Origin of the sequence: Gordonia mangrovi, assembly GCF_024734075.1 — a bacterium.
Classification (GTDB): domain Bacteria; phylum Actinomycetota; class Actinomycetes; order Mycobacteriales; family Mycobacteriaceae; genus Gordonia; species Gordonia mangrovi.
Map to the genome: position 1 here is coordinate 1,278,744 of NZ_CP102850.1, position 23,653 is coordinate 1,302,396.

The window sequence follows — 23,653 nt, forward strand, 5'->3', positions numbered from 1 at the left end:
ACAGCCCTCGATAGATTCTGTAGTACGACTACTTTAACTGTCCAGGCGGTCTCTTGCCTAGGCTTTCGGGCAGACTTTTTCTACTCGGATTCCACTAAGAGGTGATGTGCCTCGTTGAGGGACCGAATCACCACCCGACCGCTGGGCCGACGCTCCAGTCGCGAGACGCTCGTGTAGTCCGGGTGGAACCAGAACACGTCGGGGATGGCCACGAGTTGGCCGACATAGGCGTTGATGGTCCCGCCGTGACAGACCACGGCAACCCGACCGGCGGGGTGCGCTTCGAGGATGGCGTCGAAAGTGTCCCGTACGACCTGCTGGAACGCGGGCACGTCCACCCGCTTGGGCACGAAATCCATGAACCGGCCCTCGTCGAGGGCCCGGACACCGGGATGGTCGGCGGCCAGCGATTCCAACGCCACGTACTCCATCGAATCCGCCGGGAGTCCCCACTCCCGTAGACCGCCCATCGGGGTGGGTACGAGGTCGTGTTCGGCGGCGATGATCTCGGCGGTCTCGCAGGCTCGCCGCAGGTCGCTGCACACCACAGCGGTCAGTGGCTCGCCGGCCAGCTGCGCTGCCAGCGCATGCGCCTGCGCGCGACCGACCTCATCGAGTTCCGGGTCGAATCCGCCCGAGCGGGGCCGGGCATGACGCACCAACAGCAGCTCGGTCATGCGCTGGTCCGGGTGAACTGCTGGGCGAGTGCGTTCATGACGTCACGCGGCCGGGTGAGCAGGTCGAGCATCTGGTCGTCGACGGTGTCGCGGACCAGTTCGGCGAAGCGATCGGGCCACACCACCGCGTCACCGGCCAGGTGGCCGTCGATGGAGCGTTCGGCGACCTCACGGGGAGTCGCCTTCTCCCCGGGAAGCGCGGCGGCCATGTCGGTGTCGATCCAGCCCGGCAGCGATACGGTCACCTCCACGCCGTCGGCACGCAGTTCCTCGCGTACCGAGGATGCGAGCATCAGCGTGGCCGCCTTGCTGGCGCTGTAGGCGGGTGCGCTGCGCGACAGCGAGACCGCGGCCACCGACAGAATGAACACGAACCCGCCCGAGCGCGACCGAATCTGATCGGCGAACGCTCGCACCAGATTCATCGTGCCGAAGTAGTTGACCTCCATGGTTTTCCGGAAGTCGTCGATGTTGTCGGTGGCGACGATGGGCACCTGGCAGGTGATGCCGGCATTGCTGATCACGAGGTCGACGTCGCCGACCGCAGCCGCCTCCTCGATCTGCGCGGGGTCGGTGACATCCAGCCGCACCGGTACCACGCGTCCGTCCGCGGCGGCGACCGCCTCGGCGAGCATTTCCGGGTTTCGCGCGGCCGCGTAGACCTTGCTCGCTCCTCGCGCGAGGGCGACGTCGACCAGACTCACGCCCAATCCACGGTTGGCTCCGGTGATCAGCACCGTTCGGTTCGTCAGATCGGTCACGATTTGTCTCCTAGGTCGGTCGGCACCACGACCTCGCGGTTGCCGGTGCGCCAGTAGTACTGCTGTTCACGATGTGCGATGCGCCAACCGCCCTCGGTGAGCGTCCAGCGGTCCGTGTAACTGCCCGCAATCGTGTAAAGCTCGCCGCCCACAGCGTCTTCGCGGACGTGTACCGCCTGGAACTGGGCGAGCGAGGTGGCGTGCGATCCGCACACCTCGATCACGATCGATCCCACGAGGTGTTGGGAGGAATCGAGGAGGTCGAGCGCGCGTGAGGTGCGGTCGGCGATGGCGTCGGCGCCCTCGAGACGGCCACCGGGATGCACGTAGGTGGCGTCGGGCAGATAGGCCGCGCGCACGTGCGCCCAGTCCTTACGGTCCTGCGCCCAGGCCAGCGCAGCCAGCGCGTCGGAGATCTCGGCGCGACTGCGCAGATCACTCAACTCCACTGCTCGGCCTCCCGGATGACCACACATTCGTAGTGGGCGGCCCCGACACCGTCCGGGCCGGTGAGCCGGACGAAGTTCTCCGCCCAGTCGTGGTCGAACTCGAACGAACGACCGCTCTCGTCGACCACCGTGGTGGGATGGGAGACGTCCCAGACCTCGCCCTCGGCGTAGGAATCGCCGCGGAACACGCCCTGCCCGAGCCCGTCGTCCCAGCCACCGAAGTAGCCTCCACCCTGGCAGTACACCCACCCCAGGTCGGTCACCTTGTAGGTGGTGACCGCGCCATCGGCGGCGGTGAGGGTGAAGCTGCCGCCCGACAGCCGTCGGCCGCCGTCGTGGAACTCGGGCGCCGACTCGACCTCGGTGACGTCGACCAGCCGGTCCGGGTACATCAGCACTCCCCGGCCGGATGCGCGCCGACCGCTCGGGTCGAGAAAGAAGTGCCCACCCGATCCGGGTGTGCGGAACAGCACCCACTGACGAACGCCGGGAGTCCGGCGCTTGGACTGCCCGGGCGCGGCGTATGTACGCGGCCCACCACGACCCGGGTGCATACCCCAGGAATGATTGCGGAAGAACGATGCGGTGTCGTCGCGCAGTTCGATGCGCTCGTCGGCCACCCGCACCCATCCGGCGACCGAGCCGGTGACCTCGTAGGTGGTGCGTTCGCTGACCAGACGGCCGTCGATGCGGGTGGTCTCCACCGGACTGCGTACGGGCGTAACCGTGGTGGTGCACAACAGATCCAGCTCGATGCCGCGTTCGTTGGGCTCGAGGAACAGGCGCACCGACTTCATCGGTTCGGCGATCTCCATACCGAGCGGTCCGACTCGCAGGGTGTCGATGTCGGGGCGCAGCCGGCGGGACACGCGGACGTTGTACTGCTTGTCGCGATGACGAAGGCAGACGAACCCGTCGATCACGTCGTTGTTGGGGTACAGGCGGATGCTTGCGGTCAGACTGACCCGACCGTCGTGATCGGTGATACCGAAATAATGTCCGTCATTCCAGGACGGATCGCCGGTCGCGGCACCCGCGAAGGATTCGGCGATCTGATGGAACGGGTACTCGTCCATCCCAATGAGCACGGGACTTCCTTCCGAGGGCTGTCGTTCACTGTCAGGGCCACCATACTGTAGATTGACTCCAGAATCTATAGCCCGTGGTCACGACGAAAGGATGCCGAGATGACGATCTCCGAGCGCGAGGAACGGGAAGCAGTGGTCAAGGCGCTGTTCGCGGCATGGTCCAGCGGAGACCTCGACGCGCCGGCCCATTACCTCAGCGACACACCGGTTCTCGAGGATTCGGTCGGTGGACGATACGAGGGCTGGGAAAACATCCGCGCCTATTTCGGACACGGCCTCAAGCGCTATCCCGACCTGATCCTCGAACCCACCGGCGAGTTCTGGCACCGCCCGGACGGCCTCGCGATGACGTGGACGATGACGGCCACTCAGACCGACACCTCACTCGGGGAGGAGTACGTCGGTCGCCGGTGGAGCGTGCCGGGCATGAGCTACCTCGTCTTCGACGGCGAGAAGGTCGGCTACGAGATGGACTATCACGACGGCGGCGCACGCCTGCGGTCGATGCAGTAGACACCGCACCTGCACGCCACTGCGGGCCGGCGGCCTCCTCGGCCGTCGGCCCGCCGGATGGTCAGTTGTTCATGAGCCGGACACACACCTCTGCGAGTTCCATGGCGAGTTCTTCGGAATCGTGCCCGGCCAGCGGCCCACCGGGCAGCGTCGACGCCTCAGCCGACAGAATCACATCGAGCAACGCGCGGATCTTGAGCGTGCTCACCGCCTGTTGTTCGCGGGCCAGTCGACTGGACTTGGGCGTGCCCGAATTCGCACTCAGGTAGTCATAGGCGCGGGCAGCGTGACGATCTTCCCACTCTCCACGCAGCTCGAGCGCCCGGCCGGTGGTCGACTGCGAGTACCGCCCGATCAACAAGCTCTCGTTCGGATGGGACTCCCACCAGTTCCAACCGGCCCGCACCACGTCCCGCAGAACATCGCCGCCGGCGGGTTCGCCGCTGGTGCGCAGCGTCGAGATCGCGTCACTGAATTCGTCCATCGCGCACTTGAGGGCTTCGTGAAACAGCTCCTCTTTGGTGCCGAAGTGGTAGTAGATCGCGGTCGGCACCACACCGGCCTCCTCCGCGATCTGCTCCACACTGGACTCGGCGTAGCCGTTACGTGCAAAGACTCCGATGGCTGCTTGGACCAGCTCCTGGCGACGCGACGGCCGATGCGCCGGCTTGGCGCCGACGACCTCTGGTGATCCCAACGCGTTCTCCCCTCTCGGTACCGCAGACCCTCACGCAAAAGGAACGGGGCGACTGTCCGATAGTGTAGCGCCATGCCAGAATCCAGGCGCAGGCCAGCGCACCGGCCGTCCCGCCGATATCAGCTGATCGAGGGCGCGGTCGAGTTGTTCGCCGTGAAACCCCCGGATCTGGTGACCATCGCCGAGATCGTCCGCCACGTGAACATGACCCCGGCGGCGTTCTACTACCACTTCTCGTCGCGCGACGAGCTGTTTCAAGAGGTCGTCAGCAGTTTCGGCGAGTCGTGGGCCACACACGCCGAGGAGTGGTGGGGCCAGGCAGCGTCACTTCAGGACGTCATCGACGTGTGTGGCCACCTGCTCGACGACGCGATCGGTCGCCGCGCACATGCGACCGTCTACTTCGTGACATCCAAGGGCGTCAACGTGGCGATAGAGGTGGCGCGACAGGCCTACACGGCGCGCGCTGTCGCTGCAGCCACCGCGGCGATCGTCCGGGCCGAACCGGTCCGCACACCGACGAGTGCAGCCGTGGACGCAGTGGCTCTCAACACCGTCCTCGAATCCGCACTGCGCGCCGAACTCTCGCTGGACTCCACCTATCGAACCCTGGGACCGCGACGCTTCCGCGACGAGTTCGTCGCCCTGTGCACCCGGGTGCTCACCCCTGCCGACGACCGCGTCTGACCCCGAGATTGCCTCTGGGCAAAGCACCACCTTTCTGTGCATAGTGTTGCTGAACACTTACACGTGTTCATCTGTCGAAACACGAAGGAAGGTGGTAGACGATGCCGGGACGACTCGAAGGCAAGGTCATCATCGTCACGGGTGCCGCGAGCGGATTGGGTCAGGCCAGCGCACGCCGCATGACCGAGGAGGGCGCCGACGTCCTGCTCGCCGACATCAACGAGGCACAGGGTCACGCGATCGCCGAGGAACTCGGTCCGCGCGCAGCTTTCCGCCGGTGCGACGTGACATCCGAGGACGACGTCGCGAGTCTGGTCGACGACGCGGTCACCCGCCACGGCCGACTGGACTGCATGTTCAACAACGCCGGCGTCGTGGGCGCCTCCGGCCCCATCGACGAACTCCGGCTCGATGAGTTCGAATTCGTGACAGCGGTGCTGTTGCGGTCGGTGTTCCTGGGCATGAAGCATGCCGCACGAGTGATGAAACCCGTTGGTGCAGGAGTGATCCTGTCTACAACCAGTATCGCCGGAGTGCAGGGAGGCTGGGGGCCGCATCTCTACGCGGGTGCCAAGGCGGGCGTGGTGGGTCTGACGCGCAACGTCGCCGCCGAACTGTCCACCCACGGCATTCGCGTGGTGGCGATCGGCCCGGGCAAGATCGTCACCCCGATGACGATCAGCCGGGTCGTCGACGACCCGGACGATCCGGAGCAGATGGCCGAGGCCTTCCGCAAGCGCACCCCGCTGCGCGGACACCACGGACTACCCGAGGACGTCGCCAATGCCGCGGTGTGGCTGGCCAGCGACGAGGCCGCATTCGTCAGCGGAACCACGGTGATGGTCGATGGCGGACTGACCTCGGGGTCCAAAGAAGGCGTCACCACCGACCAGTTGGCCAGTTGGGCAAGAAGATCTTCGTAGTTTCTTGACATGTAATAGCGTTAGTAGCGATGATGAGGTGGTCGCGCGTCGGACAGACGCCACCCCAAGGAGGCACCATCGTGAGACTCGGAAGCATCGGACTCCGCGCCGCCGCCGAGCCGGAAAGCATCGCGCTGGTCGACGACATCCGCAGCCTCGACTGGAGTGAACTGGCTGCGGAGGTCGAGACCACCGCCGCAGCGTTCGAGGATCTGGTCGACTCGCCCGAGCGGCGCATCGGAGTCCTCGGCGAGAACCGAGTGGAGACCATGATCGCCCACGTCGCGGGCATCCTTACCGGTATCGGGACCGTCGCGCTCTCCCGGCAGCTGACCGACACCGAACTGATCGATCAGCTGACCGACGCGCGCGCCGCCGGGGTCGTGTCAGGCCCGAGCAGCGCTGCGGCCGCAACCGGAGCCGCCACCGCCCTGGACATTCCGGTCATCGTGCACGGGATCGAGCCGACCGGGTCTCAGCAGCCGTGGCCGGCATCGGTTTCGACCCGGAGCGCGGCGGGCGAGCACGCGTCGGATCGCGCGCCCCATCCCCCACTGGTGTACACCTCCGGCACCACCGGTCGGGCCCGTGGTACCGAGGTCCGGTGGCTGCCGAGGACATTCGCCACGGCCGCCGACTACGCCGACGCCCTGTCCGCCAAGCAGAGCTTCCCCGAGGGCCCGCACCTGGTGGTGGGGCCGCTGCAGCACAACGGCCCGCTGACCTCGCTGCGACACCTCGTGTCCGGTCGTCCGGTGATCGTCGGAGGCAAGTTCGACCCCGAGCACGTCTTGGAGCTCATCCAACGTCACCGGGTGACGTCGTCGGTGATGGTGCCCACCCATTTCCGCCGATTGCTGGATCTGCCGCCGGAGACCCGCGAGCGCTATGACATGTCGTCGCTGGTGTCGGTGGCCCACACCGGCTCGGCATGCCCACCCGACGTCAAGCGCTCGATGATCGAGTGGTGGGGCCCCGTACTCACGGAGTCCTACGGCGGCAGCGAGATCGGCACGGTGTGCCGCATCAACAGCACCGAATGGCTCGAGCATCCCGGGTCGGTGGGGCGCGCGATCCCCCCGTTCGAGGCTGTGGTGCTCGACGAGGACGGCACCGCGCTCCCCGCGGGCGAGGTGGGCGTCCTGGGCTTTCGCACTCCCCCCGAGTACGACGTCGAGTTCCACGAGGACCCGGAAAAGACCGCCAAGGCACATCTTGCGCCCGGTGTCGCGACTCTCGGCGATGTCGGGTACGTCGACGACGACGGGTTCGTCTATGTCACCGATCGAATCTCCGACATGGTGATCTCGGGTGGGGTCAACCTCTACCCGGCGGAGATCGAACGCGTCCTGCAGCAACACCCCGATGTGGCCGAGGTCGCCGTCATCGGCGTGCCCCACCCCGATCTCGGCGAGTCGCTGCTAGCTCTGGTCGTGCCATCCGGCGACACCGAAACCGATGAGACAGAGCTGATCTCGTTCATGAAGGAATCCCTGGCCGGCTACAAGGTGCCACGCGCGTTCCGACAGATCACCGAACTCCCGCGCAACGCCATGGGCAAGGTCGACAAACGCTCGCTCCGAAACCGACACACCGAGGAGATGACGGCCCGATGAGCAATTCAGTGGACACCGGTCCCGACCGAGACCAGAAGGTCGCCACACCACAATCACTTCGCTCCCTGTTGATCGGCGGCATGGCCCTGTTCGACGAGCGAGTCGCCGAGGTGAACGCCGACCAATTCGGGCGCGACACCACATGCGACGGATGGACGATCGAGGATCTGGTGCAGCACACCGCCGACACCGCCGACCGCGCGGTCGCCTTCCTGCGGGGAGCGACCTGGGTCGCGCCGGAATCGACTGGGCCCGCCCTGGATCGGTGGCGGGAGACCTCCGCCGCGTTGCGCGCGCAGCTCAAGGTGTCCGATCTCGACGGGCGATGGCCGCTGGCTGACGACTCCCCGCACGCCAAGCTGCGCTTTCACGGCTGCGACTTCGCGATCCATCGCTGGGATCTCGCCCAATCGCTCGGCATCGACGAGGAGTTGCCGGCGGGTTGGCTGGAGTACATGAACGGCTTCTTCCGATCGCTGCCCGACGAGGCGATCCGACGGCCGCGCGCGTTCGCGCCCGAACTGGCCCCCGCGCCGTCGGACGGGCCGACCGCCCGACTCATGGCCTTCCTGGGCCGCCGCCCGCTCACCTCTTGATCCCCTCGGCCTGATCCGACAGCCCTGATCAGGCCCGAATCACGGCCGATCCGAACCAACGGCCCCGACCACCAGCGGCTGCGCCGAACCGGCGACCGCGAGAAAGGATCACATCATGGATCTCGGACTGTCCGGCCGCAAGGCCATCGTCACCGGCGCCAGCCGGGGCCTGGGCAAGGCCATCGCCACCCAACTCGCCGCCGAAGGCGTCGATCTCGCCATCTGCGCACGCGGCGAGGAAGCACTCAAGGAGACCGCCGAAGAACTGCGCGCCACCGGCGCGACGGTGCACACGGCCACCCTCGACATCTCCGATGACGCCGCCATCGAGCCGTTCGTCGCCGACGCCGTCGCCCAACTCGGTGGGCTGGACCTCGTGGTCTCGAATGCCTCCGTGGGCACGCAGAAGGGCCCGGAGCAGTGGGAGACCAGCTTCCGCGCCGACCTGTTGGCTTTCGTCCGGCTCTGCGAAGCCGCGATCCCGCGACTGTCCGACAGCGACAGCGGGGCGATCGTCTCGATCGGAACCACGTCCGCATTCGACACGCTGCCGCCGACCGGCCCGAACTCCTATGGCGCCGCCAAAGCCGGTGTGATCCACCACGCGGCAGCCCTGGCTCGCACTCTCGCCCCGCAGGGCATTCGCGTCAACACCGTCTCCCCCGGCCCGGTCGAGTTCCCCGGCGGCACCTGGGAGCGGATCAAGGAAGGTCGCACCGAGTTCTACGAGGCGATCCAGAAACGAATCCCGATGGGCCACCTCGGCACTCCCGAGGATGTGGCACGCGCTGTCACCTTCCTCGGCAGCCCGGCGGCTTCGTACATCACCGGCACGAACCTCGTCGTCGACGGTGGATTCGTCAGCCGAGTCCAGTTCTAGGAGAGCTCATGACGTCTTCCGTGGCAAAGACCCGGATGGTGACCCTCGCCTCGCGTCCGGACGGTGAACCGGGCCCGGAGAACTTCGACGTGGTCACGGCCCCGGTGCCCGAACTCCGCGATGGACAGCTCCTGGTCCGCAACATCTACATGAGCGTGGACCCGGCGATGCGCGGCCGGATGGAGACCACGGAAAAGCACTACACCACAAACTTCACCGTCGGCGATCCACTGGATGGGTCGGCGGTGGGTGAGGTGATCGCGAGCACCCTACCGGCGGTGGCCGTGGGCAGCCACGTCCGCCATCGCCTCGGGTGGCGCGAACACGCCGTCGTCGACGCGGCAACGGCCACCCCGGTGGATCCGTCGACGGCGGCGCTGCCGGACTGGCTGGGCATCCTCGGCCAGACCGGATTCACCGCCTATGTGGGGCTGACCCGCGCGGGCCGGCTTGCGAAGGGCGACACCGTGTTCGTCTCCGCGGCGGCCGGCGCGGTCGGCAGCGCTGCCGGTCAGTTCGCCCGTCTGCTCGGCGCCGACCGGGTGATCGGCAGCGCCGGCGGTCCGAAGAAGGCCCGCTTCCTCGTCGACGAGTTGGGTTTCGACGCCGGGATCGACTATCGCGACGACCTGTCCGCCGGTCTCGACGCGGCTGCGCCGGCGGGTATCGACCTCTACTTCGACAACGTCGGCGGCGAGCATCTCGTGGCCGCGCTGTACGCGCTGCGCGAGCGTGGCCGAGTAGCATTGTGCGGCATGATCTCCGACATGCGAGATCGCGACAGCTCACCGGCCATCAGCCATCTCATTCAGGCGACGTTGAAGCGTTTGACCATCCAGGGTTTCATCGTCCGCGACCACGAGGACCTGCGCGCCGAGTTCGAGGCGACCGTCTCGGCATGGCTGCGCGAGGGCAAGGTGCGTTCGCAGGCCACGGTGAGCACCGGGATCGAGAACGCCCCGGATGCGTTCTTGTCGATGCTGACCGGCGGCAACGTGGGGAAGGCACTGGTCCAGCTGTCCGAGGAGTCCGCGTGAGCCCGACATCGCAACTGTTCGCCGCACGAGATCCGCTGCAACTGGCCGGTTCTCGGTGCACGACCTGCACGACCACCACATTCCCTCCGCAGTCCGACTGCCCGCGCTGCACGACCCGCTCGATGAGTGAGGTGGCCCTGCCGCGCGAGGGAACCCTGTGGACATGGACCGTGCAGACGTTCTGTCCGAAGCCGCCGTTTGTGGCACCGCCGGAGGGATTCACCCCGTTCTGCGTCGGGTACATCGATCTCGGCGAGGTCATTGTGGAATCACTGCTCGACGCCGGACCCGATGAGTTGCGCACCGCCGCACGCATGCGGCTGGTGCCGCACCGTTGGGACACCCCCGACGGCGAGCACGCGACGGGCTACGCATTCCGACCGGTCGAGGAGGATGTATGAGTTCGGCCGACATCACGCTGGTGGGATTGGGCCGCACGGCATTCGGCCGTTTGGGTGACGACATCAGCGGCCGGGCGATGGGTATCGACGCGGCCCGCGCGGCACTCGCCGATGCCGGACTGACGTGGTCGGACATCGACTATGCCGTCGGCGGCAGCAACGAGTCCGGCAAACCCGACACACTGGTGGCCTCACTCGGATTGACCGGCATCCCGTTCGTCAACGTCCGAAACGGCTGTGCGACCGGGACTGTCGCATTGACCACCGCCGCACAGGCGATCCGATCCGGGGACGCGCAGACGGTACTCGTCGTCGGCTTCGACAAGCACGGTCGTGGCGCATTCGGTTCACGGGCCAAGGATTATGGTCACGGCGACTGGTACGCCGAAGCGGGCATGATGGTCACCACGCAGTTCTTCGCGATGAAGGCGCGGCGCTATCTCGACGTACACGGGCTGCCCGACGACCTGCTCGGCGACGTGGCGGCGAAGGCCTTCGCCGCCGGCGCGTCGAATCCGGACGCGTGGCGCCGTAAGGCGATGTCCGCGGCCGAGATCATGGATGCACCCCCGGTGAACCCGCCGTTGACCAAATACATGCTCTGCTCGCCCGGCGAAGGGGCGGTAGCAGTGGTCCTCACCACGCCCGAACGCGCGCGGGACCTGCCGCACCGGCCGATCCGGCTGGCAGCGTCGGTGATGCGGACCCGCCCGTTCGGGTCCTTCGAGGTCTTCTCGAGTTGGCTCACCCCCGGCGCCGACGCGAGTCCGTCGGTGGCGGCCGCAGCCGACGCCTTCGCCACGGCGGGCATCGCACCCGCCGACGTCGACGTCGCGCAATTGCAGGACACCGACGCCGGTGCCGAGGTGATCCATCTGGCCGAGACAGGTCTGTGCGCCCACGGAGAACAGACCGAGCTGATCCGTTCCGGCGGCACCGCATTCTCCGGTCGACTGCCGGTGAACACCGACGGTGGTTGCCTGGCCAACGGTGAGCCGGTGGGCGCATCAGGTTTACGGCAGGTGCACGAGGTGGCCACTCAATTACGTGGCCATGCCGGCGAACGCCAGGTCGGCGGTGCACCCGAGGTCGGATTCACCCATGTGTACGGCGCCCCCGGCATCAGCGCGTGCACCGTGCTGACCGCCTGAACGATCGGAGGACGACGATGTCCGAGACGATGACGGCCTACCGGCTCGACGCATGGGGCAGCCCACCGCGCCTGACCACCGTGCCCATCCCCCGGCCTGGCCCGAGAGATGCACTGATCCGCGTCGCCGGCGCGGGTGCTTGCCGGTCGGATCTGCATCTGATGCACCGCAGTGACGCCACCGGCGCTCCGTGGCCGGCAGGCTTCGTCCTCGGCCACGAGAACGCCGGCTGGGTCGTCGAGGTCGGCGGCGACGTCCGCGACCACGCCGACGGTGACGCGGTGATCGTGATGGGCGCCTGGGGCTGCGGTAGCTGCGCGCGCTGCGTCAGCGGCGTGGACCCGTACTGCGATCACCCGGAGCGTGCCGCCGCCCCCGGCGGCGGAGGCGGCCTCGGACTCGACGGCGGCATGGCCGAGTACATGGTGGTGCGCGACGCCGATCGACACCTCGTACCGTTGCCGTCGGGCCTGCCGGTGGCCGAGGCGGCGCCGCTGTCGGACGCGGCGCTGACCTCGTACCACGCCGTGCGGCGATCGTTGCCGAAGCTGGCCGATCCCGACGCCACTGTCACCGTTGTCGGCATCGGGGGTCTCGGGGGATTCGCGGTACAGGCACTGAAAGGCCTCACCCAGGCAACGATCGTCGCCGTCGACGTCCGTCCCGAGTCACGCGAAACGGCCGGCCGTGCGGGCGCCCACCATCTCGTTGCGCCCGACGACACCGCGGCGGAGAAGATCCGTGACATCACCTCGGGCCGGGGCTCCGACGTCGTCCTCGACTTCGTCGGCTCTCCGGACAGCCTCGACCTCGCAAGCTCGATCGTCCGGCCCCTGGGTGACCTGACCGTGGTCGGTGCCGCCGGCGGGGCGGCCTCGGTCGGGTTCGGGCAGCGACTTCCGAACGAGGTCTCTGTGCAGACCACATACTGGGGGTCCCGCAGCGAGCTCGCCGACGTGGTCGACCTGGCCGCGCGGGGCGTTCTGAGTGCCGATGTGACGACGTACCCGCTCGACGCGGTCGCGGACGCCTACCGTGATCTCGGTGACGGCCGCATCAACGGAAGAGCCGTCATTCTGCCCTGATTCCGGATGCGCGGGCGGTAAAGTTTCTATAGATCTGCTATCAAAACTTGCAGGACCGACCGCAACAGGAGGAATCAACATGCCCGGACTCGTTCTGGTAGGTGTCGACGACAGCGCCACCGCCCGGGAGGCAGCACGAACCGCAGCAAATCTCGCTCTCGGGATGGACGCCGCGTTGCACGTTGTCTCTGCATTCGAGCGTCACGAGACCAAGACCGTCGGCAGCGGGAGCGACGTGGCGCCCGTCGCGACGGCCGAGGAGGCCCGCTCGCTCGCCGAGCAGATAGCCGATGAATTGCGGGAGATCACGCCTGCCGTCACGGCCGGCTCCGCACTCGGCAAGCCACAGCAAGTCCTCGTCGACGAGGCCGAACGCCGCCAGGCGAATCTCATCGTGGTTGGCAACCGGGGCATGAGGGGCCTCGGCCGGGTGCTCGGCAGTGTGGCGAACTCCGTCGCCCATCACGCCCCCTGCGACGTCTACATCGCGAAGACGGTCTGAACCCCAACACCCGGCCGCGAGAGCGGCGTGCCGGAATCGGGCAACTCGATGTTGCGGGAGTGTTGACAGTCACACGTCGGTATATAAAATAGAACGCAATTTCATTTATTGCCGTTCGAAAGGCTCGCCATGGCCACCGCCGCTGCCACCACCGCCGCTACCGACCTGGAGCTCGAGCTGGCCAGACTCTTCTCCGGTGACGTGGAGTCACTCGCCGGTCAGTTCGAGATCTACGAACGCCTGCGCGCGCACGGTTCGGTCCTGGAGGTGAACGGCGACCTGATCCTGACCGGCCATGGCGATGTGCGTGCCGTGCTCGGCAACCCGGTCACCTTCTCCTCGGCGCGCGACCGCTCGATCTACGGCGGCGACATCGATGACCTGTCCCCGGCGCAGCTCGCGAAGTTGCACGAACTCGCCGGCTTCGAGAGTGGCTGGATGAACGACAACGACGATCCCGTACACGCGAACATGCGCGGACTCATCCAGTTCGCCTTCACCCCGCGCCGGGTCGCGCAGATGCGGGAGACGATCCAGTCCTTCGTCGACGAACTGCTCACCCCCGTCGACGAGCGCGGCGAGATGGAACTCGTCAGGGACCTCGCACATCCCCTGCCGCTCAACGTCATCTGCGATCTGCTGGGTATCGGCCGCGACCGCAACGCCGAGATCCGCGCCTGGTCGGACGAACTCGCGGTCGCCTTCGACACCGGTCACGCCAACCTCGATGCTGCCTACGACGCCTACCTCGGCTTCCGCGGGCTCATCCACGAGCTGATCGAGCATCGCCGCGACGGTGGCGACACCACCGACCTGTTCGGGGCGTTGCTGAACGGCAGCCCCGACGGCACCGGACTCAGCGAGGAACAGCTGACGGGCATGCTGGTTCTGCTGTTGTTCGCCGGGCACGAGACCACCACCAACCTCATCGGCAACAGCATCATCGCCCTGCTGAACAACCGAGAGCAGTTCGATCGACTGCGCGACGATCCGTCACTGGCCGCCGGTGCAGTCAACGAGTTCCTCCGGCACAACGGCTCCGTACAGTCAGTCCGTCGCGTCGCCGTCACCGACGCCGAGGCCGGCGGTGTGCCGGTCGCGCGAGGCCGATCTGTCCGGATGCTGCTCGCCTGCGCCAATCGCGACCCCCTGGTCTTCACGGATCCCGAGAGACTCGACATCACGCGGTCCGATGCGGCCCAGCACGTCACGCTCGGCTACGGCATCCACCGCTGCCTCGGCGCCTGGCTGGCTCGGCTGGAAACCGAGGTCGCGGTGTCGACGCTCGTCTCCCGCTACCCGGCGATGCAGTTGACGCAGGCCCCGGAAATGCGGCCCATGTACACCATGTACGGTCCGAAATCCGTTCACCTACAGCTTTTCTGAGATCCTCCCGGCACTCAGCCGCCGTCCGACCAACCCGAGGAGTACTCATGTCCGAGGTAACATATCTTCATCCCGACGGCACCAGCACCGTCCAGACCACCGGCCCCGGAGAATCCGTGATGGAGGCGGCCGTCCGTAACGGCGTCCCGGGAATCGTCGGCGAATGCGGTGGTGCTCTCAGTTGTTCGACCTGCCACGTCTACGTCGACGAAGCTTGCTGGCAGGAGTTCGGCGAGGTCGGTGAGATGGAGGACGACATGCTCGACGGCGTGGCCACCGATCGCCTCCCCCACTCACGCCTGTCCTGCCAGATCCGGCCGACAGCGCAACAGCGGCTACGGGTCACAACTCCGGAGAGCCAGTACTGATGCCGGCCGGAACCCTGATCGTCGGAGCCAGCCATTCGGGGATGCAGCTCGCCGCCTCATTGCGAGAGAACGGTGACACCGAGCCGATCGTGCTCGTCGGCGCCGAGCCGCACCTGCCGTACCACCGTCCCCCGCTGTCCAAAGGGCTGCTCGCCGGGACCGCGACGGTGGAGTCTCTTGCATTGCGCAGCGAGTCGTTCTATCGCGATCACGGAATCGACGTCGTGACCGGCGAGTACGTGACCCAGATCCACCGCGATTCCGACGGGGGTGAGGCCATCACCACCACCGGCGCTCGAATCGATTTCGGACGTCTGGCGCTCACCGTCGGCGCCGAAGTGGTGGCCTTACCGGTGCCCGGCGCCGACCTCGAGGGCGTGCACTACCTGCGTGACCTGTCCGACGCTCTGGCGATCTCGGTCGCGGTGCGTGCAGCGCACGACGTCGTAGTGGTGGGTGGCGGCTTCATCGGACTCGAGGCCGCCGCCACGGCACGCAAACTCGGCGCACGGGTCACCGTGGTCGAAGCGGCCGGGCGCCTCATGGGTCGGGCCGTCGAGGAGGAGATCTCGTCGTTCTTCCTCGATGCGCACCGCAACAATGGAATCGAGGTGTTCCTCGGCTCCGCTGTGCAGGAAATCCGCGGGGCCGACGGCATGGCCACCGGCGTCGAACTCGCGGACGGACGCATCGTGCGCGCCGACCTCGTGCTGGTGGGCATCGGTGTCCGCCCGCGCACCGCACTGGCCGAATCGATGGGTCTGGAGTGCCAGGACGGCGTGGTCGTCGACGAATTCGGCCGGGCCTCCGACGGCCTCACCGTGGCCGCCGGGGATTGCGCGTCGATGCCCAACCCGGCGCCGGGCGGCTCCGGTCGGCGCCGGATCGAGAGCGTCAACAACGCCACGGAGCACGCGAAGAACGCCGCCCGCACGCTCCTCGGGAATCCTGCGCCCTATCAGCTCATCCCGTGGTTCTGGTCGGATCAGGGAGACCTCAAGCTGCAGATGGTGGGCGATGTGTCGGCGCCCGGACTCGAGCGCGTGGTGCGCGGAGAGCCGAGTTCGGGTGCCTTCTCGGTGTTGTTCTTCGACGACGGCCGGCTGCGAGGTGCCCAATGCGTGAACCGTCCTGTCGACTTCGTGACCGTCCGCAACCTGCTTGGTAAGGTCATGACTGTGAACATGGCCGAATGTGCGGACATGTCAGTCCCGCTGAAGAAGTTGGTCGTCACGAGCGCAGCCGCATGACACGGCCGTCGGATGTGGCTGCCGTACCGCCCACGCGCAAGCGTCGTGGCCGCCCGTCCAAGAGCAACAGCGCCGAGACACGGGCAAATCTGATCGAGTCGGCGCGAAAGCTGTTCGCGGAGAACGGTTACGACCGTGCGGCCGTCTCCGAGGTGTGCCGGGGTGCCGAGATCGTCCCCAGCGCCTTCTATCATTATTTCCCCGACAAAGAGTCCCTCTACGAGGCGGTGTTCGACGCCTCGATCACGAAAGTCTGGGATGTATTGCAGGACAGTATCCGCGACAAGTCCACGGCACGTGAGGCACTGGCAGCGTTCGTCAATGCGGCCGATCGAGCGGGCGAAACACTACCGCACTTCCCCGAGTTCCTGACGGCGCTGCCTCTCGAAGCCTCTCGGAATCCCCGATTCCGCCGACTGGTCGATCACCGCACCGAACTTCAACGGCGCTCGTTCGAGCGGATCGCAGAGATCGGCACGCGTAATGCGGAGTTCCCCGATGACCTCGATACCGACGAACTCGCCGAACACCTGCGTTTCACCGTCATGGGATGGCTGCTGGAACGCAATCTGAGCTCACACGGCAGCGCCCGCACAGACGTCGACGGCCTCCTGCGCCTCCTGCGGCTCACGACCTGACGCTGCGGTCTGACGTGCTGCCTCGTGGTCGAGTGGCAACCCACTCGACCACGAGGCAGCGGGAACTACTTGCGCAGGTCCTTCCGCAGGATCTTGCCCGAGGCCGACTTGGGGATGGCCTCGATGAACTCGACGGCGCGGACCTTCTTGTGCGGGGCCACCTTTGCGGCGACGAACTCGATCACCTCATCGGCGGTCAATTCCGCGCCGGCCTGGGCGACGACGAATGCCTTCGGGATCTCCTCACCGTCGTCGTCCACGACGCCGATCACCGCCGTGTCGGCGATCTGCGGATGGGTCAGCAGCAAGGCCTCGAGTTCGGCGGGCGGCACCTGGTAGCCCTTGTACTTGATGAGCTCCTTGAGCCGGTCGACGATGTAGACGCAGCCGGTCGGGTCGACCTGTGCGAGGTCGCCGGTGTGCAGGTACCCGTCGGCGTCGATGGTGTCGGCGGTGGCCTGCTCGTTGCCCAGGTAGCCGAGCATCACGTTGGGCCCCTTGACCCACAGTTCGCCGGGCTCCGAGAGCCCCTCGGCCGGCAGGCCGATCTCGTCGCCGGTGGCCGGGTCGACGATCTTGTTCTCGGTGTTCGGGATGGCCCATCCGGTCGACGAGAGCGGTGGCTCGTCGTAGCCGAGCGCCGCCTTCGTGTCGATGGGGATCAGGTGGCTGACCGGGGAGAGCTCGCTCATGCCGTAGCCCTGCAGCATGTGCAGGTCGAGCCGCTTGGCCACGGCCTTGCCGAGTTCGTCGTCGAGCGGGGCGGCGCCCGACATCATCACCGTCAGCGACGACAGGTCGTAACTGTCGACGATCGGGTGTTTGGCCAACGCGACGGCCACCGGCGGGGCGATGTAGGCGGTGGTGACCTTGAAGTTCTGGATGTTCTCCAGGAACTCCACCAGGTCGAATCTCGGCATGATGACCAGACGGCCACGGTTGTAGAGCGCCGCGTTGAGCAGCACAGTCATACCGTAGATGTGGAAGAACGGCAGCACGGCGATCACCACGTCGTCGGCGGTCATGCCCTGCAACGGCTTGATCTGCGCGACGTTGGCGACCAGGTTGCGGTGCGTCAGCGCCACACCCTTGGGGTTGCCGGTGGTCCCGGAACTGTAGGGCAGCGCCGCCACATGCGTGGCCGGGTCGATGGTGACCTGGGGCGCCGGCAGGTTCGGGGCCAGCAGGTCGACGGCGTTGGGATGACCCGTCTCCTTCAGACCGGCACCGTCGAGGATGATCACGTTCTCGTCGGAGATGCCCACCTCCTTCGCCGCGATCTGGGCTTGTTCGGCCAGCGGCGAGACGGTGACCAGCATCTTCGCCTTGGAGTCGGTCAGCTGCTTGGCGATCTCCGGCGCGGTGAACAACGCGTTGATCGTCGTCGCAGTGCCGCCGGCCCGCAGGATGGCGTGGAAGACGGTCGCGAACGCCGGGATGTTGGGTGACAGAATCCCCACGACGTCACCGACACCGATGCCCTTGGCCCACAGCGCGCCGGCAGCCGCGTGGATCTGTCCGATCAACCGGGCATAGGTCGTCTCGTCCCCCGACTTCGGATCGACCAGCGCGACGCGGTCCATGTCGTCATCGGTGATCGATCCGAACAAGAAGTCGAAGACCGTCTGATTCGGGATCTCGACATCGGGGAATGGACTCGTGAAGCTCATGACACCTCCGTTGGGGGAACACCAGGCAGCAATCGTAACAACATTCATTGTCACATAAGGCAGGAACACGTTGCCCGATTCGCCTGATTCCGCTCTGCCGGCGGCCGGGCGATCGGCACGCCGACAACTCTACGACGGGCGCCGCGAACGGTGTGATCCGGACCACCAGCGGCGGCCCGAGGGGCGATCAGTCCTCGTCGTCGGCGAAGGATCCGCCGGAGCGCTGCGCCGCGGTATCGGCTGCGGTGGTCTCACCGGGCACGTACCGGCCGGGCAGCGGCTGACCCGGTTCGGGCAGGGAGTCCTTGTCGATGAGGTGCTCGAACGCCAGCAGATTGCGCAGCGATTCGCCCCGCGACACCCGCCACGCCCATTCCCGCTGGATAGACGTCAGGAAGCCGATTTCGAGCAGTGTGTTGAAATCGCCGTCGGCGGCCTCGAGGACCTGTCCGAGCACGCGGTCGAGTTCGTCGGCGCCCAGCGCGTCGCCGGAGATCCGGCCGACCAGGTAGATGTCGCCGGTGTTGTCGATGGTGTAGGCGACGCCGTAGAGCCGTCGGTTGCGACGCAGCAGGTAGCGGTAGACCTGTTCGTGGTTCTCGTCGGGCCGTCGGCAGACGAAGGCCTCGACACGCACACCGTGCGGTCCTGCGGTGAGCAACACGGTCGTGGTGAGTTTGCGTTCGCCGGGCAGTTCGATGACGAAGTGGTCGGCCTGCGCACCGCCGGCATCCCGGCGACTGAAGTCGATCTCCCGCTCGGTCAGCGCAGATTCGAGAACGTCGACGATCTCGGCCTGGTTCACACGATCACTTCCCTGCACTCATTGGGCGAATCCAACGGATTGTGCGGCTCACTGGCTCACGTGAACCTTCGGCCGGATCCGACGCAACCGGCGCGCCGCGCGGCGGGCGGAGGCCGCCCCGATGGACCCGGGATTGCGGGCGGCGAAGGAGTGCATCGCGGCGGAATAGGAGGCCAGCAGGTCGTCGGCGGTCTGCTCCCAGGAGAACTGTTCGGCGTGCGGCCGGGCGTTGAGCCGCATACCGGCGAGTCGGTCGGGGGTGACCAGCAGCCCTTCGATGGCCGCGGTCCAGTCCTCGACGTCGTGGCCGTCGACGAGCAGACCGGAGCGGCCGTGGGCCACGGCCACGCTCAGGCCACCGACATCGGCGGCCACCACCGGCGTCCCACATGCCTGCGCCTCCACGGCCACCAGACCGAAACTCTCCGAGTAGCTCGGGACCGCGACCAGGTCCGATGCCCGGTAGATCTGCGCCAGCTGAGCCGACGGTTGCGGCGGCAGGAATGTCACCTCGGCGCCGATACCGAGTTCGCCGGCCAGATCCATCAGCGCCGTCGGGCGGTCCAGCCCGCTCCCGGACGGTCCGCCGACGATCAGCACCCGCACCGGCCGACCCGATCGACGGGCGCGCTCGATGATCGGCGCGGCGGCCGCGAGCAGGACGTCGGGCGCCTTGAGGGGCTGGATGCGTCCGACGAAGGTCAGGATGGTCTCGTCGGCGCGCAGTCCCAGTTCGGCGCGGGCGAGTTCACGCGACCCCGGCGAGTAGACGTCGAGATCGGCGCCGGGGTTGACCACGTCGATGCGGTCCGGGTCGGCGTTGTACATCGAGACGAGTTCGGTGGCCTCGGTGTCGGTGTTGACCACCATGCGGTCGGCTTCGTCGACGACCTGCTGTTCGCCGATGACCCGCAGCATCGGCTCGGCGGTGTCGCCCTTGGCCAACGAGGCATTCTTCACCGCGGCCAGGGTGTGTGCGGTGTGGACCAGCGGGACGCCCCACCGGTCGCGCGCCAGCCAGCCGACCTGCCCGGACAGCCAGTAGTGGGAGTGGATGAGGTCGTAGTAGCCGGGTTTGTGCATCGCCTCGGCGCGCAGCACGCCGGCGGTGAAGGCACACAACTGCGCCGGCAGATCACGTTTGTCGAGCCCTTCGAACGGCCCGGCGACCACATTGCGTACGGTGATCCCGGGCGCGGCGGTCACCACCGGTGCATCCGACGAGGACGTGGCCCGGGTGAAGATCTCCACCTCGATACCGCGCTGGGCCATCCGTGTCGCCGTCTGCCAGACGTAGACGTTCATCCCCCCGGCGTCGCCGGTACCCGGCTGCGCCAGCGGAGACGTGTGCACGGAGACGAGTGCGACGCGCCGCGGCATCGAGGGGCTGCTCATCCTTTCAGCCTAGAGAAGACGGGCGGATGTGCACGCCGCACCCCGTTCCCCCCGCCTCGACCGGCAAGATCGCGGGCACGGTCGGCGCACCTCGTTGACACATTTTCTACGGTGTCTCATCATCACTACATGACGGCTGACATGTCTGATGCGGCGCGAGCGACGGAAGCCCGGTTCACTCTGCGATCCGGGCCGACGTGGGCCGATCCATATCCGATGTACGCGGCACTGCGCGAACACTCGCCGGTCCATCGGGTCGAGCACCCCGGCGATCCGGCCGCCGACTACTGGGTCCTCACCCGGCACGCCGACGTACTCGCCGCCGCCGACGACGCCACGACCTTCTCGTCGGCGCAGGGCTTGACCGTGACCTACGGCGAACTCGAGGCCATCGGCATGGCCGACCATCCGCCGATGGTGATGCAGGACCCGCCATCGCACACCGCATTCCGCAAACTCGTCGCACGCGGGTTCACGCCGCGGCAGGTGATCGAGGTGGAGCCGACGGTGCGCGAGTTCGTGGTCGAACGCCTCGCGGGGCTGCGCACCGACGGTCCCGCCGACATCGTCGGGGAGTTGTTCAAGCCGCTGCCGAGCATGGTGGTCGCGCATTATCTCGGGGTCCCCGAACAGGACCGGACCCGTTTTGACGGTTGGACGCAGGCCATCGTCGGCGCGACGTCGGGCGTCGGCGGGATGGCCGCGGCGGCCGAGGAGGCCGGCGCGGCGACACTGGAGATGCTGGCCTACTTCACCGAACTCGTGGAGTTCCGTACCCGCCATCCCGCCGACGACACGGTGTCGCAGCTGGTGCGCGCGGGCCTCGCCGACGACCCCGCCGATCCGGGCGGCCTGCTGTCGATCCTGGCGTTCACCTTCACCATGGTCGCCGGCGGCAACGACACCACCACCGGCATGCTCGGTGGCAGCGTCGCCCTGCTCGAACGCCATCGCGACCAGCGCCGACGTCTCGTCGACGACCCGGGCCTGATCCCCGGTGCCGTCGACGAACTGCTGCGCCTGACCTCGCCGGTGCAGGGCCTGGCCCGCACCACCACCCGCGCAGTCACCTACCCCGACACCCCCGACGGCCCGGTCACCATCCCGGCCGGGCGCAAGGTGCTGCTCTGCTACGCGTCGGCCAACCGCGATCCGCGGGCCTTCGGACCCGACGCCGACATGCTGGACGTCACGCGCGGACCCCGGCGGATCCTGACGTTCAGCCACGGCAATCATCACTGCCTCGGCGCCGCGGCCGCCCGCATGCAGGCCCGGGTGGCATTGACCGAGCTGCTCACACGCTTCCCGGACTTCTTCGTCGACGTCGACAGCATCGAATGGGCCGAGGGCAACTACGTGCGACGTCCCGTCTATGTCCCATTTCGGGCCGAGTAGAGGAGATCGATGGCCGAACGCACGGACTGGCTGGCCCCCGAACGCGCCGAATTGGCTGCGGGCCGCATCCTCGACGTCGCCGAGCAGCTGTTCGTCGAGCACGGTGTCGCCGCGGTGACGATGCGTGGATTGGCCGCCGCGGTCGGCTGCTCACGCGCCACCCTCTACCGCTACTACCCCGGCAAATCCGAAGTGCTCGCGGCCTATGTCGACCGCGCGGCCACCGATCTGGGCGCCGCCGTCTCCGATGCCGTGCGCGACGAGCCGGAACCGTCGACGCGGCTGGTGACCGCGGTGCTGACGGCGGTGCGCGGCGTTCGGAACAACCCGGCGCTGTCGACCTGGTTCCTCCCCGACGCCGCGGGCCGGTCGACGTCACTGGCGCTGGTGTCCCCCGCCATCGAACGCCTCGCCACCGAGTTCCTCGCCGAGGTCGCGCCCGGCACCGACAGCGCCGACCTCGCCGAACGCGCCCGCTGGTTGGTGCGGGTGATCGTGTCGCTGCTGACCGGTCCGGCCGAGTCGGCGGAGGCCGAAGCCGCGCTGCTGGACCGGTTCGTGGTGCCCGTGGTGCTCGCACCCCGATAGGCCACCCGCCCCGACACCCGGTTTCGGCCGCGCAGGCACATCGCTTACACTGCTTTCGGCAACGATTATCATTTGCGTAAGGCGGAGAACGATGAGGCGAACCCTGGCCACCACAGCCGCATTGATCGGCACCGGCACCCTGGTGCTGGCCGGATGCTCGGGCGGCGACGACACGTCGACCGACGGCATGCCGACGGTGGTGACCTCCACCAACGTCTGGGGTTCGGTCGCCTCGACGGTCGCCGGCGACAAGGCGACGGTGACCACCCTCTACACCAACAACGAGGGCGACCCGCACGAGTTCGAACCGTCGGCGGCCGACACCGCCACCGTGTCCGACGCCGATCTCGTGGTGCTCAACGGCGGCCACTACGACCAGTACATGGAAGACGCGATCGCCGGCACCGACGTCCCCGCCATCAACGCCTTCGAACTGCTCACCGCAGAGGACCACGCCGCCGAGGACCACGCGGACGAGGACCACGCGGACGAGGAATCCGGCGACGCCCACGACGAGGCGGAATCCCACGACGCGCATGCCCACGACGAGTCCGCACTCAACGAGCACGTCTTCTACGACCTGGCCGTCGTCGGCGAGGTGGCGACCCAGGTGGCCGATCAACTCGGCGAGATCGACCCGGCCAACGCCGACGAGTTCCGGTCGAACGCCGAACAGTTCACCACCGGGATCGACGGGCTGCGCGGGGAACTCGCGACCATCAAGGCCGACCACGACGGCACCGAGGTCGCCCAGACCGAACCGCTGGCCGGCTACCTGCTGGCCGAGGCGGGTCTCGTCGACTCCGCACCGGCCGGATTCACCCAGTCCGTCGAGGAGGGCCAGTCGCCGGCGGCCGCCGACCGCGCCGCGATGGAGGACCTGCTGACGTCGGGCACCGTGCACGCGCTGATCTACAACATCCAGGCGGTGGACTCGGTGACCGAGGCCGTGCTGTCGGTGGCGCAGAGCTCGGATGTGCCGGTCGTGCGGTTCACCGAGACGCTGCCCGACGGCACCACCGACTACATCGCCTGGCAGTCCGCGCAGATCGAGGACTTGAGCAACGCCCTCGGATCGCATGACGCACACTGACC

General features: G+C 67.4%; 26 protein-coding genes. 18 read left to right on the plus strand and 8 right to left on the minus strand.

The genetic code is table 11. The annotated features are described in order from the left end of the window. Nucleotides 1-80: 80 nt before the first annotated feature. The 4 genes from NWF22_RS05920 to NWF22_RS05935 are packed head-to-tail and all read right to left on the minus strand — an operon-like array spanning nt 81 to nt 2,975. A complete protein-coding gene (locus tag NWF22_RS05920) occupies nt 81-677 on the minus strand; it encodes a histidine phosphatase family protein (RefSeq protein ID WP_160900185.1) in 597 nt (198 codons plus the stop codon). Further along, a complete protein-coding gene (locus NWF22_RS05925) occupies nt 674-1,438 on the minus strand; it encodes an SDR family NAD(P)-dependent oxidoreductase (protein WP_160900184.1) in 765 nt (254 codons plus the stop codon). Before NWF22_RS05925 ends, NWF22_RS05920 begins: the two co-directional genes overlap by 4 nt. Further along, nucleotides 1,435-1,887, minus strand: coding sequence for a nuclear transport factor 2 family protein (locus NWF22_RS05930; RefSeq protein WP_160900183.1), 453 nt, complete (start codon nt 1,885-1,887; stop codon nt 1,435-1,437). Before NWF22_RS05930 ends, NWF22_RS05925 begins: the two co-directional genes overlap by 4 nt. Beyond that, nucleotides 1,878-2,975 (minus strand): Rv3169 family protein, encoded by a 1,098-nt coding sequence (locus NWF22_RS05935; protein ID WP_160900182.1) that lies wholly within the window; start codon nt 2,973-2,975, stop codon nt 1,878-1,880. The genes NWF22_RS05930 and NWF22_RS05935 overlap by 10 nt, the downstream gene beginning before the upstream one ends. A 99-nt stretch (nt 2,976-3,074) precedes the next feature. Between NWF22_RS05935 and NWF22_RS05940 the strand changes: the two genes are divergently transcribed. Continuing rightward, entirely contained in the window at nt 3,075-3,488 is a 414-nt protein-coding gene (locus NWF22_RS05940) for a nuclear transport factor 2 family protein (protein WP_160900181.1), read from the plus strand. Between the two features lie 61 nt (nt 3,489-3,549). Here the strand turns inward: NWF22_RS05940 and NWF22_RS05945 are convergent, their stop codons facing one another. Then, complete coding sequence (locus NWF22_RS05945; protein WP_160900180.1) at nt 3,550-4,185, minus strand: TetR/AcrR family transcriptional regulator; 636 nt, start codon at nt 4,183-4,185, stop codon at nt 3,550-3,552. A 72-nt stretch (nt 4,186-4,257) separates the two neighbouring features. Between NWF22_RS05945 and NWF22_RS05950 the strand changes: the two genes are divergently transcribed. The 14 genes from NWF22_RS05950 (at nt 4,258) to NWF22_RS06015 (ending at nt 16,705) form a co-directional block, all read left to right on the plus strand. Then, nucleotides 4,258-4,872 (plus strand): TetR/AcrR family transcriptional regulator, encoded by a 615-nt coding sequence (locus NWF22_RS05950; RefSeq protein ID WP_160900179.1) that lies wholly within the window; start codon nt 4,258-4,260, stop codon nt 4,870-4,872. A 101-nt stretch (nt 4,873-4,973) separates the two neighbouring features. Beyond that, nucleotides 4,974-5,795 carry a glucose 1-dehydrogenase gene (locus NWF22_RS05955; RefSeq protein ID WP_160900178.1) on the plus strand — a complete coding sequence of 274 codons (822 nt, stop codon included), beginning with the start codon at nt 4,974-4,976 and terminating at the stop codon, nt 5,793-5,795. Nucleotides 5,796-5,875: 80 nt separating this feature from the next. Further along, nucleotides 5,876-7,411, plus strand: a complete 1,536-nt coding sequence (locus tag NWF22_RS05960) for an AMP-binding protein (RefSeq protein WP_258321338.1) — start codon at nt 5,876-5,878, stop codon at nt 7,409-7,411. Next, nucleotides 7,408-8,007, plus strand: coding sequence for a TIGR03086 family metal-binding protein (locus NWF22_RS05965; protein ID WP_160900177.1), 600 nt, complete (start codon nt 7,408-7,410; stop codon nt 8,005-8,007). The genes NWF22_RS05960 and NWF22_RS05965 overlap by 4 nt, the downstream gene beginning before the upstream one ends. A gap of 115 nt (nt 8,008-8,122) precedes the next feature. Then, nucleotides 8,123-8,887, plus strand: coding sequence for an SDR family NAD(P)-dependent oxidoreductase (locus NWF22_RS05970; RefSeq protein ID WP_160900176.1), 765 nt, complete (start codon nt 8,123-8,125; stop codon nt 8,885-8,887). Nucleotides 8,888-8,895: 8 nt separating this feature from the next. Beyond that, nucleotides 8,896-9,924 (plus strand): NADP-dependent oxidoreductase, encoded by a 1,029-nt coding sequence (locus tag NWF22_RS05975; RefSeq protein WP_160900175.1) that lies wholly within the window; start codon nt 8,896-8,898, stop codon nt 9,922-9,924. Continuing rightward, complete coding sequence (locus NWF22_RS05980; RefSeq protein ID WP_160900174.1) at nt 9,921-10,325, plus strand: Zn-ribbon domain-containing OB-fold protein; 405 nt, start codon at nt 9,921-9,923, stop codon at nt 10,323-10,325. The genes NWF22_RS05975 and NWF22_RS05980 overlap by 4 nt, the downstream gene beginning before the upstream one ends. After that, nucleotides 10,322-11,476 (plus strand): thiolase family protein, encoded by a 1,155-nt coding sequence (locus NWF22_RS05985; RefSeq protein WP_160900173.1) that lies wholly within the window; start codon nt 10,322-10,324, stop codon nt 11,474-11,476. Before NWF22_RS05980 ends, NWF22_RS05985 begins: the two co-directional genes overlap by 4 nt. A gap of 17 nt (nt 11,477-11,493) precedes the next feature. Next, nucleotides 11,494-12,561 carry an NAD(P)-dependent alcohol dehydrogenase gene (locus NWF22_RS05990; RefSeq protein WP_233750846.1) on the plus strand — a complete coding sequence of 356 codons (1,068 nt, stop codon included), beginning with the start codon at nt 11,494-11,496 and terminating at the stop codon, nt 12,559-12,561. 79 nt (nt 12,562-12,640) lie between these two features. Further along, nucleotides 12,641-13,063, plus strand: a complete 423-nt coding sequence (locus NWF22_RS05995; RefSeq protein WP_160900172.1) for a universal stress protein — start codon at nt 12,641-12,643, stop codon at nt 13,061-13,063. A gap of 129 nt (nt 13,064-13,192) precedes the next feature. Continuing rightward, on the plus strand, nt 13,193-14,449 hold the full coding sequence (locus NWF22_RS06000) for a cytochrome P450 (RefSeq protein ID WP_160900171.1): 1,257 nt from the start codon (nt 13,193-13,195) through the stop codon (nt 14,447-14,449). Nucleotides 14,450-14,496: 47 nt separating this feature from the next. Then, nucleotides 14,497-14,817 (plus strand): 2Fe-2S iron-sulfur cluster-binding protein, encoded by a 321-nt coding sequence (locus NWF22_RS06005; protein ID WP_160900170.1) that lies wholly within the window; start codon nt 14,497-14,499, stop codon nt 14,815-14,817. After that, nucleotides 14,817-16,067 (plus strand): NAD(P)/FAD-dependent oxidoreductase, encoded by a 1,251-nt coding sequence (locus tag NWF22_RS06010; RefSeq protein WP_160900169.1) that lies wholly within the window; start codon nt 14,817-14,819, stop codon nt 16,065-16,067. Before NWF22_RS06005 ends, NWF22_RS06010 begins: the two co-directional genes overlap by 1 nt. Further along, nucleotides 16,064-16,705: a TetR/AcrR family transcriptional regulator gene (locus tag NWF22_RS06015; protein ID WP_160900168.1), complete on the plus strand. Its 642-nt coding sequence runs from the start codon at nt 16,064-16,066 to the stop codon at nt 16,703-16,705. Before NWF22_RS06010 ends, NWF22_RS06015 begins: the two co-directional genes overlap by 4 nt. Nucleotides 16,706-16,770: 65 nt before the next feature. Here the strand turns inward: NWF22_RS06015 and NWF22_RS06020 are convergent, their stop codons facing one another. From NWF22_RS06020 to mshA, 3 genes are all read right to left on the minus strand, one after another. Further along, nucleotides 16,771-18,375 (minus strand): 4-coumarate--CoA ligase family protein, encoded by a 1,605-nt coding sequence (locus tag NWF22_RS06020; RefSeq protein ID WP_160900167.1) that lies wholly within the window; start codon nt 18,373-18,375, stop codon nt 16,771-16,773. A 187-nt stretch (nt 18,376-18,562) separates the two neighbouring features. Continuing rightward, complete coding sequence (locus tag NWF22_RS06025; protein WP_160900166.1) at nt 18,563-19,180, minus strand: type III secretion system chaperone family protein; 618 nt, start codon at nt 19,178-19,180, stop codon at nt 18,563-18,565. 48 nt (nt 19,181-19,228) lie between these two features. Beyond that, nucleotides 19,229-20,575 carry a D-inositol-3-phosphate glycosyltransferase gene (gene mshA, locus NWF22_RS06030; RefSeq protein WP_160900165.1) on the minus strand — a complete coding sequence of 449 codons (1,347 nt, stop codon included), beginning with the start codon at nt 20,573-20,575 and terminating at the stop codon, nt 19,229-19,231. A 129-nt stretch (nt 20,576-20,704) separates the two neighbouring features. Here mshA and NWF22_RS06035 point away from each other — a divergent pair, with 129 nt between their 5' ends. From NWF22_RS06035 to NWF22_RS06045, 3 genes are all read left to right on the plus strand, one after another. Then, nucleotides 20,705-21,970 carry a cytochrome P450 gene (locus tag NWF22_RS06035; RefSeq protein ID WP_160900164.1) on the plus strand — a complete coding sequence of 422 codons (1,266 nt, stop codon included), beginning with the start codon at nt 20,705-20,707 and terminating at the stop codon, nt 21,968-21,970. A gap of 9 nt (nt 21,971-21,979) precedes the next feature. Continuing rightward, nucleotides 21,980-22,558 (plus strand): TetR/AcrR family transcriptional regulator, encoded by a 579-nt coding sequence (locus NWF22_RS06040; protein WP_160900163.1) that lies wholly within the window; start codon nt 21,980-21,982, stop codon nt 22,556-22,558. Between the two features lie 91 nt (nt 22,559-22,649). After that, on the plus strand, nt 22,650-23,651 hold the full coding sequence (locus NWF22_RS06045; RefSeq protein WP_160900162.1) for a metal ABC transporter solute-binding protein, Zn/Mn family: 1,002 nt from the start codon (nt 22,650-22,652) through the stop codon (nt 23,649-23,651). Nucleotides 23,652-23,653: the final 2 nt, after the last annotated feature.

Excerpts from the sequence above, each read along its gene's own strand:
- NWF22_RS06000 (WP_160900171.1), top strand. The coding sequence starts at position 13,193 with ATGGCCACCGCCGCTGCCACCACCGCCGCTACCGACCTGGAGCTCGAG.
- NWF22_RS05995 (WP_160900172.1), top strand. The coding sequence starts at position 12,641 with ATGCCCGGACTCGTTCTGGTAGGTGTCGACGACAGCGCCACCGCCCGG.
- NWF22_RS05940 (WP_160900181.1), top strand. The coding sequence starts at position 3,075 with ATGACGATCTCCGAGCGCGAGGAACGGGAAGCAGTGGTCAAGGCGCTG.
- NWF22_RS05955 (WP_160900178.1), top strand. The coding sequence starts at position 4,974 with ATGCCGGGACGACTCGAAGGCAAGGTCATCATCGTCACGGGTGCCGCG.
- NWF22_RS05975 (WP_160900175.1), top strand. The coding sequence starts at position 8,896 with ATGACGTCTTCCGTGGCAAAGACCCGGATGGTGACCCTCGCCTCGCGT.
- NWF22_RS06035 (WP_160900164.1), top strand. The coding sequence starts at position 20,705 with ATGACGGCTGACATGTCTGATGCGGCGCGAGCGACGGAAGCCCGGTTC.
- NWF22_RS05985 (WP_160900173.1), top strand. The coding sequence starts at position 10,322 with ATGAGTTCGGCCGACATCACGCTGGTGGGATTGGGCCGCACGGCATTC.
- NWF22_RS06010 (WP_160900169.1), top strand. The coding sequence starts at position 14,817 with ATGCCGGCCGGAACCCTGATCGTCGGAGCCAGCCATTCGGGGATGCAG.
- NWF22_RS06020 (WP_160900167.1), bottom strand. The coding sequence starts at position 18,375 with ATGAGCTTCACGAGTCCATTCCCCGATGTCGAGATCCCGAATCAGACG.
- NWF22_RS05990 (WP_233750846.1), top strand. The coding sequence starts at position 11,494 with ATGTCCGAGACGATGACGGCCTACCGGCTCGACGCATGGGGCAGCCCA.
- mshA (WP_160900165.1), bottom strand. The coding sequence starts at position 20,575 with ATGAGCAGCCCCTCGATGCCGCGGCGCGTCGCACTCGTCTCCGTGCAC.
- NWF22_RS06005 (WP_160900170.1), top strand. The coding sequence starts at position 14,497 with ATGTCCGAGGTAACATATCTTCATCCCGACGGCACCAGCACCGTCCAG.
- NWF22_RS06040 (WP_160900163.1), top strand. The coding sequence starts at position 21,980 with ATGGCCGAACGCACGGACTGGCTGGCCCCCGAACGCGCCGAATTGGCT.
- NWF22_RS06015 (WP_160900168.1), top strand. The coding sequence starts at position 16,064 with ATGACACGGCCGTCGGATGTGGCTGCCGTACCGCCCACGCGCAAGCGT.
- NWF22_RS05970 (WP_160900176.1), top strand. The coding sequence starts at position 8,123 with ATGGATCTCGGACTGTCCGGCCGCAAGGCCATCGTCACCGGCGCCAGC.
- NWF22_RS05950 (WP_160900179.1), top strand. The coding sequence starts at position 4,258 with ATGCCAGAATCCAGGCGCAGGCCAGCGCACCGGCCGTCCCGCCGATAT.
- NWF22_RS05965 (WP_160900177.1), top strand. The coding sequence starts at position 7,408 with ATGAGCAATTCAGTGGACACCGGTCCCGACCGAGACCAGAAGGTCGCC.
- NWF22_RS05920 (WP_160900185.1), bottom strand. The coding sequence starts at position 677 with ATGACCGAGCTGCTGTTGGTGCGTCATGCCCGGCCCCGCTCGGGCGGA.
- NWF22_RS06045 (WP_160900162.1), top strand. The coding sequence starts at position 22,650 with ATGAGGCGAACCCTGGCCACCACAGCCGCATTGATCGGCACCGGCACC.